Below are 8,240 nucleotides of genomic sequence, written 5' to 3'. Positions count from 1 at the left end.
GGCCAGTCCGATGCCTAACACCGGCGGCATGAACCGTCCCGGCGATACCAGCGGCTATGGCGCGCCAGGGACGACCGCCACCGGCGGAGGCATGGGAACGGGTAGCGGCTCGACGCCAAACTCCGGCTCCATGAGCAATAGCAACAGTTACAACCCGTCACAACCTATGCAGAACGGAACCATGCAGAACGGCCACTAAGATAAAAACGCAGCCTGTTTTCAGACACATTTCAGGTCAGCGGAGTGGAGAGAGCGGTGGCGCATGAGCTACCGCTCTCTCCGTATTCGTTGCGTATATCGGATATTGCCGTGCAATCGCCACGCGCCTCTCGAATTCAGGAAGGTCACCATGACAGTCACCGCCAAGCATGCCATCCAATTGGCGCAACTGCGAGACGATCGCGCGACGCGCGTCGTGATCGACGATGAACCTATCCTGCTGGTCAAACAGGGCGACGCGGTGCACGCCTTCAGCGCGGACTGTCCGCATGCGGGCGCTCCGCTGGAAGAAGGCGCGATCTGCAACGGTCATATCATCTGCCCGTGGCATAAAGGCACCTTCGATATCGCCACCGGTAACGTACTCGAACCCCCTGCGCTGAGTGGACTGGATCGCTATCCGGTAACCATCAGTAACGGCGAGGTTAGCGTCACGCCGCAAAAAATCCCGCGCAATGAGGACACCGTAACCTTCAGCGACACCCCGAAGTTCGTCGTGATCGGCGCGGGCGCAGCCGGGGCAGCGGCGTGTACTGCGCTGCGCAATCATGGTTTTGCAGGGCAGTTGACGCTGATCGGTGACGAAAGCCACGCCCCCTACGACCGGACGGCACTGAGCAAATTCGTGCCCTCGGGCGAAACGGTGATTGATGACGTGCCACCGCTGATACCGGCGGAGTGGTTCGAACAACAGCACGTTGAGCGCATCGAAGGGAGCGTCGTTGAGCTAAATGTGCCCCAGCATAGGATTCGCCTCGCGGACGGACGTGAATTTCCCTACGACGCAGCGCTGCTCGCGAGCGGCAGCCACCCCAGGATGCCGCCGTTTCCAGGGCACGACCTCAAGCATGTCCACTTGCTGCGTAACCTGCAAGACGCTGTTGCGTTATGCGAGTCGATAGAGGCGGACCAACCGGTTGCCGTGATAGGCAGTAGCTTCATTGGTCTTGAAGTGGCAGCAGCGTTACGCAAGCGCGGCAATCCGGTGACCGTGATCGCTCCCGAATCCGTGCCGTTCGAGCATCAGTTCGGCCCGAAGCTCGGCGCCATGTTTCAGCATCTGCATGAGCGCAACGGCGTCGTTTTCCGTTTGAACGAGAAGGTAGCAAAGCTTGCAGGCGACACGCGCGTTCAAGAGGTCGTTCTGGAGAGCGGTGCCCGCGTGGCGGTGAGTATGGTGGTGATCGGCGTTGGCGTCTCGCCAGCTACCCACTTCGTCAAAGCACTGCCGTTGCAGAAGGACGGCAGTGTGCTTGTCAACGCGGGGATGCAGGCCGCTCCCGGCCTCTACGCCGCGGGCGACGTCGCCACATTTCCTTTATACGAAAACCAGGAGCCGGTGCGTATCGAGCATTGGCGCGTGGCGCAACAACACGGCTTCATTGCAGCGCAAAACATGTGTGGCGCCCGCCATCGCTACGCAGCGGTCCCCTACTTCTGGACCTATCACTACGGCAAAACCTTCGAGTACCTCGGTCACCCGAGCGACTGGGACGATATCCAGATCGACGGCGACCTCGCTAACCTGCACTTCCTCGCGTTTTATATGAAAGCCGGTGCAGTCGTGGCCGTGCTCGCATGCGAACGCGAAGCCGCGACTGCACGCCTGATCGAGTCCATGCAAGCGGGACTTTCAGCGCAAGAGGCGCTACGCCTCGCCACCGCCGCTGAAGCCGCGCACGCCGGATAAGTGGCAGGCAATCATGCAAAACCACATCCAGGCCCTAAGACGGCCCACCAGAGGACGAGACACGCTGGTGGAACACATCACACCTGCCCCGACAAGTACACCACTACGGGAACATAAAATGACTTACGACGAAATGGAACGGGAGCTTCGGCACCTTGAGTACGTGCTGGGGCACGTCACAGCGTCCGATACCGTGCCGACGCTCGACTACTGGCGCAGCCGTCTGTATTCGCTGCGACAGGCGCCCGCCGAGCCCGCGCAACGCGAACGGCTGTACCGGCTGGAGCAATTGGTGTCTTCGCTCGACTATGCCGTGCGTAACCCCATGAAGGCAGCTGTCTCGAGGAGGTCGGCCCATTCGACCAACCGCAGCCGGCGCTAGTTCACGCCGCGTTCATCGTCCAGGCGCAAGCGCTCGAAAGAGCGCAATACCCGGCTGCCGGTAAGCGCCAGCTTCCAGTAGCGCTCCTTGAGCGCACCTACCACAAAGAGGTTGTACGGCAGCACGATCGCGCCGCGCCCCCAGTTTGGCCGCCATGTCCGCGCAATGCCGCGGCGCATGAAAAGCGACAGGGTCGGCACGCCGAGCGCGGATGCCAGATGTCCGAGACCGGAATCGTTGCCGATGAACCAGCCGGACTCCGCGATCCACGCGGCGACGTCCGCGAGCCGCTCGAAGGAGTGCAGCCGTTCGGCGGCGTCCTGATCCAGCAGCCATGTCGGCCGCTCGCACGGCGCCACCAGCAAGGTGGGTTGGAAATCGCGCTGCACAAGTTTGTCCACTAGCGCGACAAACTTCTTGCGCGGCCAGATTTTCTCAATGTGACTGCCGGTGGGATGAATCGCCACCCGCCTTTCGTGCGCGCGAAAACGAATCGAGTTCGGTACCGTGATGCCGTTATGACGTGTGATGTTGGCGAGGCCGAAATCGTCGCGCGCGACAGCAACAATCATGTCGATCATGTGCCCCTGCACCTGAAATGCAGCGAGGCGAGTCATCTCGCAGACTTCGCCGTCGGCCGCGAGCGCAACGCCCAACGCTGTGGTGCGCAGCTGGATCACCCGATCGAAGGAGCCTGCTGCGTCCCGCCCGCTGTGCACATCGATACCAGGAAACCAGTCGGTCAGGTCCTTCACGACCCAGCTAAAGACGACGGGCCGGTAGCCGTTGCGGATCAGGTTGTTGACCAGCACCATCATCAGCAGCGAATCGCCGATCGCTGCCGGCATCACGACGGCGATGGTTGCCGTCTGGTCGAGCTTCGCCTTCATCCTTCAAAGGTCTCCATTGAACCGCACGCAGCCGATTGCGCGGCGGCACGCGAACGCAGCGCAGTAAAAGCTGCCAGCACGCGTCTGACGCTGATGCTCTCGCGCCACCACCGTTCCTTCAGACCCGCAGTAGGTACCCACCAGGAGGGCAGCACGATGTCGCCGGTCGTGAAGCCCGGGCGCCAGCGCTGTGCAACGCCGCGCCGACGGAAAATAGTCAGCGTGGGAATACCAAGCGACGAAGCGAGATGCCCCACGCCCGAGTCATTGCCGATGAACCAGCCCGATTCATAAAGCCAGGCGGCCAGCAAGGCCGACGAGGCGAAGGAGCGCAGAGGCGGCAACGCGCCGCCAAGATGTTCCCAGCGCGCCCGCTCATGGGCTTCGAGCGCAAATTCGGTCTGGAATCCAGCGTCGTGCAAGCGGCGGGACAGTTCGACGAAACGCTTGGGGAGCCAGCGCTTGTCAGCCGTGCTGGCCTCGGGATGCATCGCCACACGGGAAGCATGTTTGCGAAACGTGAGGCATGCAGGCGCCTGCATGCCGTTGGTCGTCACGACGTCCGCCAGACCGAAACGGGTGGAGGCAAAATCGGCGAAGCGCCGCGCCATGCAATGGGGGTTGTCCGCATATTCCACGTCATGCAAGTCGATAAAGCCGGAGTGCCAGTTGCCCGCCTGAGCGAGCGGCCGGTCGCGATGCATCTGGATCACCGTTGGGTAGCGCGCGAGTACATGAGGCGCATCGCCTTGCGTCAACGCCGGCGCAATCGTCAAATGCGGAAACCATGCGGCAAGCGCATAGGCGTGATCGCCGTAGACATCTACGCGCCAGCCTGCACGGCACAGATTATTGGCAACAATGAGGAGGTTTAGCGTGTCGCCCAGCGCCGGCGACATGACAAACGCGGCAGTGCGCGCGCCGGTCTGATGCTCGGCCATGCCGCTCACCGAATCCGTGCGATTCGCCTGTTGCGTCCGATCGTTACTCATACGTCCAATCGAGCCAAAGTAGATTCGACCGCATGTTGCCACACAATGGGTCGGAGACCCGATTTCAGCGCCTTGCATCAAATTTCCACAGTTCACCTGCGTAGCCTGAGTTTGACCGGGCCTCGCCACGTTCTGGTGGGTATTTGATTTCGAAGCATTTCTTACGCGTGCCCAACGACGAGCGCAGACCGCATTCGCGGCACCGCGAGGCCCATTCCCGACGCAGCTTTGCCGCGCGTTATGCATTGCCTGGCAGACCCATTTGCCCGATCGTCATGAAATATTGCGTAATCGTGGCGCAGGGGGTGATGTAAGCGGCGGCGTGCACTATGCCGGTGAAATTGCTCCAGGACGGTTTCCGCATTTCGTCCCGCCCACTTTCTTAACGTCACCGTCCAATCATGCAAGTCGTCGTGTGCCTGACTTCGTTCAATCGTACCGATTGCGCGCGTATATCGATGGAGATCATCAAGCTGAACTGGCCACGCGCATGGCCCGTCGTCCACGCATGTTCCGATGCGGGTTATGTGCCCTATCTGGAGGACGTGCTCGTTAAACGCGATCCCAGGCCGCTTACGGTTGGCGCCAACGATCTGCTGCTGGCATCCATGAAGGCGGCGGTCGAGCGTTTCAACCCCGAGTACGTGATTCATCTTGAAGCGGACACGTGGATCTTCGACCAGGCCGTTATAGAGCGGTATCTGGAACGGCTCGCCAGGCACCCTCACACGATGATCGCCGCCTCCTCCTGGAGCACCGACTGCGTGCCCGCCTGGCGACGCTCACCCTTGCTGGGCAGAAGGTTGCGAGCGCACCTGGCGGGCGTGCTGCGACCGCTTGGCTTCTCGTATGGCATTCGCGAACGGAAGTCGCTCGCGACGCAATTCTTCATCGCACGCAACACGCCTGCATTCATGCAGATGCTGGAAAACCTACGCGTCAAGGATGACGATTTTCTGGAAAAGGTTCTCTATACAGCGGTCGTGGATCGCTTCGGGCACGGTGCGATTCTCAACATGCCGGAGCGCGAACCCGTACATCCGCAATATCGCGCCTCGTGCGAGCCACTGACGCTCGTCTGCCATCATTGGCCAAGCGCGAAAGATGCCCCTTCGCCGCAGATTGCGCCGCATCTCGCCCCCGCCGACCGTCTGCGCGGAAAAAAGGAGTGCCTGGCTGACGCGCCTCTGAAACGACGCGGGCCGTACATGGAACAGTTGTTGACCAGCGACGATCTGGCGTACTACAACGGCAACGCCAGGCGTGGTGGTTAAAGCACACATGCGTTGCGTGCGTTGTGTATGCAGGAAGACGTTCAGCGTGCGCTGCTAGACTTGCGGCAACGCGAGGGCAACTGTCGCGCAATCTCGCTCCGTCCGATACATACCGCACGCCATGCTTCGATTCGAAAACCTCAGCAAACGCTACGGCGACCACATCCTCTTCGAGAGGCTGCGTTACAGCACCAAAACAGGATGCATCGCATTGAGCGATGAAATGGGCAGCGGCAAGTCCACCTTGCTCGGCATTCTTGCCGGTGCCATCGAAGCCGACGAAGGCGAAGTCTGGCTCGGTGGTCATTCGCTGCGCAGCGCGCCGTCGAAAGCGAAGACGGTGCTTACCTACGTGCCGGAAGACTGCATGGCCTATCCGCTGCAAACTGGGCGTGCGTTTCTCGAAAGCGTGGCCGCTGCGCGCGACACCGCGCTTGATGCGGACGCCCTTGAGCTAGCCGACCGTTTCGGTCTCGTCCCGCACCTCGACAAACGCTTCGAGCAGATGTCCTTCGGCACTCGCAAGAAGGTGTTCCTCACGTCGGCTGCGCTGGGTGAATCGTCGGTGCTCATCGCGGACGAACCGCTCGGCGGTCTCGACGCCGCCGCGCGCAGCGTGTTGATCGAACTCTTTACGACGCTGGCGAAAGACCGCACGGTGCTGTTCACCAGTTACGACGCTGCCCTTGCCGTGGCTTGCAATGCGACCAGCGTAAGCTTTGCTGACCTGGCGGGCGGCGGGTAACGGAGTCTCTTGCGCTGGAACTCCAGCAGTTCGATGTGCGAGCGGGTCCGCATCCCCGCTGGCGCCGATGCAAAAGCGTTGGCCGAATCACGCAGCGTTGAAAGCGCTTAAAGCCCCCACCCTAACCGGCTCAAACCGAAATATCTCCACCGCCCGGTGCAACGTCTGCGCCTGGCTTTCGAGCGCCGTGGCAGCCGCTGCGGCCTGCTCGACCAGCGCCGCGTTCTGCTGGGTCACTTCGTCCATCTGCGTGACCGCACGCGCCACCTGTTCAATGCCCGCGCTTTGCTCCTCAGACGCCGCCGTGATTTCCCCCATGATGTCCGTGACGCGTCTGACTGCAGTAATGATGTCGCTCATCGTCTGCCCGGCTTCCTGAGCGAGCGACGTGCCACTCTTCACGCGTTCGACCGACTTCAGAATCAGGCCGCGAATGTCCTTCGCTGCACTCGACGAACGTTGCGCGAGACTACGGACCTCCGAGGCCACCACAGCGAAGCCGCGCCCCTGCTCACCCGCGCGCGCCGCTTCCACCGCTGCGTTTAGTGCCAGGATATTGGTCTGAAACGCGATGCCTTCGATGATGCCGATGATGTCGGCGATTTCATTCGAACTACTGTTGATGTCGCTCATCGTGCCGAACACGCGGCCCACTACGTCGTTGCCTCGATTGGCGATTTCCGCGGCGCTCGCGGCCAGCCCGCTCGCCTGGCGTGCATTGTCCGCGTTCTGCCGCACCGTGCCGGTGAGCTGTTCCATGCTGGCCGCGGTTTCCTGCAACGACGCGGCTTGCGACTCGGTTCTGCCCGACAGATCCGCGTTGCCGCTCGCAATCTCGCGTGTCGCCGTGCCGATCGATTCAACGCCGCCGCGCACCGTCGTCACCGTATCGATCAGGCTCGTACGCATGCGCGACAGGCCGGCGAGCAAGAGGCCCATTTCATCGTGCGATTTGATGAGAACGGCTTCGCGCAGATCGCCGCCCGCGATACGCTCGAAATGCTGCAACGCGTCCGCGATCGGGCCGGCAATGGCGCGGCGCAACGACAGCCAGCTCAAGCCGGCCATCACGACACCCAACACCACCATGAAAATGCAGGCGATGCGCAACGTCGCATAGTTCTGCTGAGCACCTTCGTAGCCGCGTTCGCCGAGTTCGCCTTGATACTTCTTCAGCGCGTTATCGCTCGCTGTCATGACGACATAGACGGGTGTCAGCGCACCCGCGGCATCGACGATGGCTTGGTGATCGCCGCGCGCAATAGCGGCGACGAAGGCATCGATGGCGTGCTGCATGTCGGCGCGCTTCGCACCGGTATCCTGCGCGAGCCGGTCTTCGGTCGCGTCGCGTGGCAGCGCCAGATATTTGTTCCACCAGGAGTCGGATTCGACCCGGAAGCCCTGAGCGCGCGTAAGCGTCGCTGCGGTCTTCGGGTCTTCGGGAGAGAGTGCCGCGCGGTCCAGCGCCATGCGTTCGCGGGCGACGAAGATTTCCATGTTGCCCACCGCGATGGCGCTCGGCAATTGCACCGCATAAGTCTGCCGATTCGCCTCGTTGCTGGAGTGCATGCCGAACAGGCCGAGCGCCCCGATCATGGTCATCAGAATGGCCACGAACCCCATTGCCAGTCCGAGACGAGCCTTGATGGTCAACGCCACCCAAGGCGTCCGCGTCGCTTGATACGCAGCCTGAGTCATTCTCACATCTCCGTACAGATAAATGGCCCGTAGGCCCCCGGACTTTTATGCGCCCTGTCCCGGGGATGTCGGCTATCTGGCAGAAAAGTTAAGTGGGGTTTTACCTGAGCAACGCGCCGCGAATCGCCGCAAGCCACAGTGCTACGGCATGTGCGCCGGGATCGGCAAAGCCGAGGGCGCGTTCGCCCACATAACTCGAACGCCCCCGCCGTGGACTCATGGATGCGGTTCGCCCGGTACCGGACATGGCGGCGTCGACCGCCGCCTGCATCGCATCACCCATTGGGGCGGACTGTGCGAGCGCCGCTCGCAGCGCGTCGGCTGCCGGTAGCAGCGCATCGACCATGGTG

At 61.9% G+C, this 8,240-nt stretch carries 8 protein-coding genes and 1 pseudogene; 5 read left to right on the top strand and 4 right to left on the bottom strand.

The genetic code is table 11. The features are described from left to right. From WCA85_RS13140 to WCA85_RS13130, 3 genes and pseudogenes are all read left to right on the top strand, one after another. Positions 1-199, top strand: a pseudogene (locus WCA85_RS13140) (hypothetical protein); the annotation flags it as partial. 150 nt (positions 200-349) lie between these two features. Then, a complete protein-coding gene (locus WCA85_RS13135) occupies positions 350-1,909 on the top strand; it encodes an FAD-dependent oxidoreductase (protein ID WP_424064479.1) in 1,560 nt (519 codons plus the stop codon). A 118-nt stretch (positions 1,910-2,027) separates the two neighbouring features. Next, complete coding sequence (locus tag WCA85_RS13130; RefSeq protein ID WP_424064477.1) at positions 2,028-2,291, top strand: hypothetical protein; 264 nt, start codon at positions 2,028-2,030, stop codon at positions 2,289-2,291. Here WCA85_RS13130 and WCA85_RS13125 read toward each other — a convergent pair. Both WCA85_RS13125 and WCA85_RS13120 read right to left on the bottom strand, forming a co-directional pair. Continuing rightward, complete coding sequence (locus WCA85_RS13125; protein ID WP_424064475.1) at positions 2,288-3,181, bottom strand: glycosyltransferase family 9 protein; 894 nt, start codon at positions 3,179-3,181, stop codon at positions 2,288-2,290. The two genes, WCA85_RS13130 and WCA85_RS13125, sit on opposite strands and share 4 nt — an antisense overlap. Then, positions 3,178-4,173 carry a glycosyltransferase family 9 protein gene (locus WCA85_RS13120; protein ID WP_424064473.1) on the bottom strand — a complete coding sequence of 332 codons (996 nt, stop codon included), beginning with the start codon at positions 4,171-4,173 and terminating at the stop codon, positions 3,178-3,180. Before WCA85_RS13120 ends, WCA85_RS13125 begins: the two co-directional genes overlap by 4 nt. Before the next feature lie 401 nt (positions 4,174-4,574). On the opposite strand from WCA85_RS13120, the gene WCA85_RS13115 reads away from it, so the two are divergent. After that, on the top strand, positions 4,575-5,447 hold the full coding sequence (locus tag WCA85_RS13115) for a hypothetical protein (RefSeq protein WP_424064471.1): 873 nt from the start codon (positions 4,575-4,577) through the stop codon (positions 5,445-5,447). Positions 5,448-5,568: 121 nt separating this feature from the next. Continuing rightward, on the top strand, positions 5,569-6,192 hold the full coding sequence (locus tag WCA85_RS13110) for an ABC transporter ATP-binding protein (RefSeq protein WP_424064469.1): 624 nt from the start codon (positions 5,569-5,571) through the stop codon (positions 6,190-6,192). 87 nt (positions 6,193-6,279) lie between these two features. On the opposite strand, the gene WCA85_RS13105 is transcribed toward WCA85_RS13110, so the two are convergent. Together WCA85_RS13105 and WCA85_RS13100 are read right to left on the bottom strand one after the other, a co-directional pair. Further along, positions 6,280-7,890 (bottom strand): methyl-accepting chemotaxis protein, encoded by a 1,611-nt coding sequence (locus tag WCA85_RS13105; protein WP_424064467.1) that lies wholly within the window; start codon positions 7,888-7,890, stop codon positions 6,280-6,282. 100 nt (positions 7,891-7,990) lie between these two features. Continuing rightward, the coding region (locus tag WCA85_RS13100; RefSeq protein WP_424064465.1) for a DAK2 domain-containing protein at positions 7,991-8,240 on the bottom strand (250 nt) is incomplete at its 5' end.

The sequence above is a fragment of the Paraburkholderia sp. genome, from assembly GCF_049581445.1.
GTDB lineage: Bacteria > Pseudomonadota > Gammaproteobacteria > Burkholderiales > Burkholderiaceae > Paraburkholderia.
Note: the sequence above shows the minus strand (reverse complement) of the source record. Positions and strands in the feature narration are given on the sequence as shown.

Coding starts and splice junctions, on each gene's coding strand:
- WCA85_RS13125 (WP_424064475.1), bottom strand. CDS start 3,181: ATGAAGGCGAAGCTCGACCAGACGGCAACCATCGCCGTCGTGATGCCG.
- WCA85_RS13135 (WP_424064479.1), top strand. CDS start 350: ATGACAGTCACCGCCAAGCATGCCATCCAATTGGCGCAACTGCGAGAC.
- WCA85_RS13110 (WP_424064469.1), top strand. CDS start 5,569: ATGCTTCGATTCGAAAACCTCAGCAAACGCTACGGCGACCACATCCTC.
- WCA85_RS13115 (WP_424064471.1), top strand. CDS start 4,575: ATGCAAGTCGTCGTGTGCCTGACTTCGTTCAATCGTACCGATTGCGCG.
- WCA85_RS13120 (WP_424064473.1), bottom strand. CDS start 4,173: ATGAGTAACGATCGGACGCAACAGGCGAATCGCACGGATTCGGTGAGC.
- WCA85_RS13105 (WP_424064467.1), bottom strand. CDS start 7,890: ATGACTCAGGCTGCGTATCAAGCGACGCGGACGCCTTGGGTGGCGTTG.
- WCA85_RS13130 (WP_424064477.1), top strand. CDS start 2,028: ATGACTTACGACGAAATGGAACGGGAGCTTCGGCACCTTGAGTACGTG.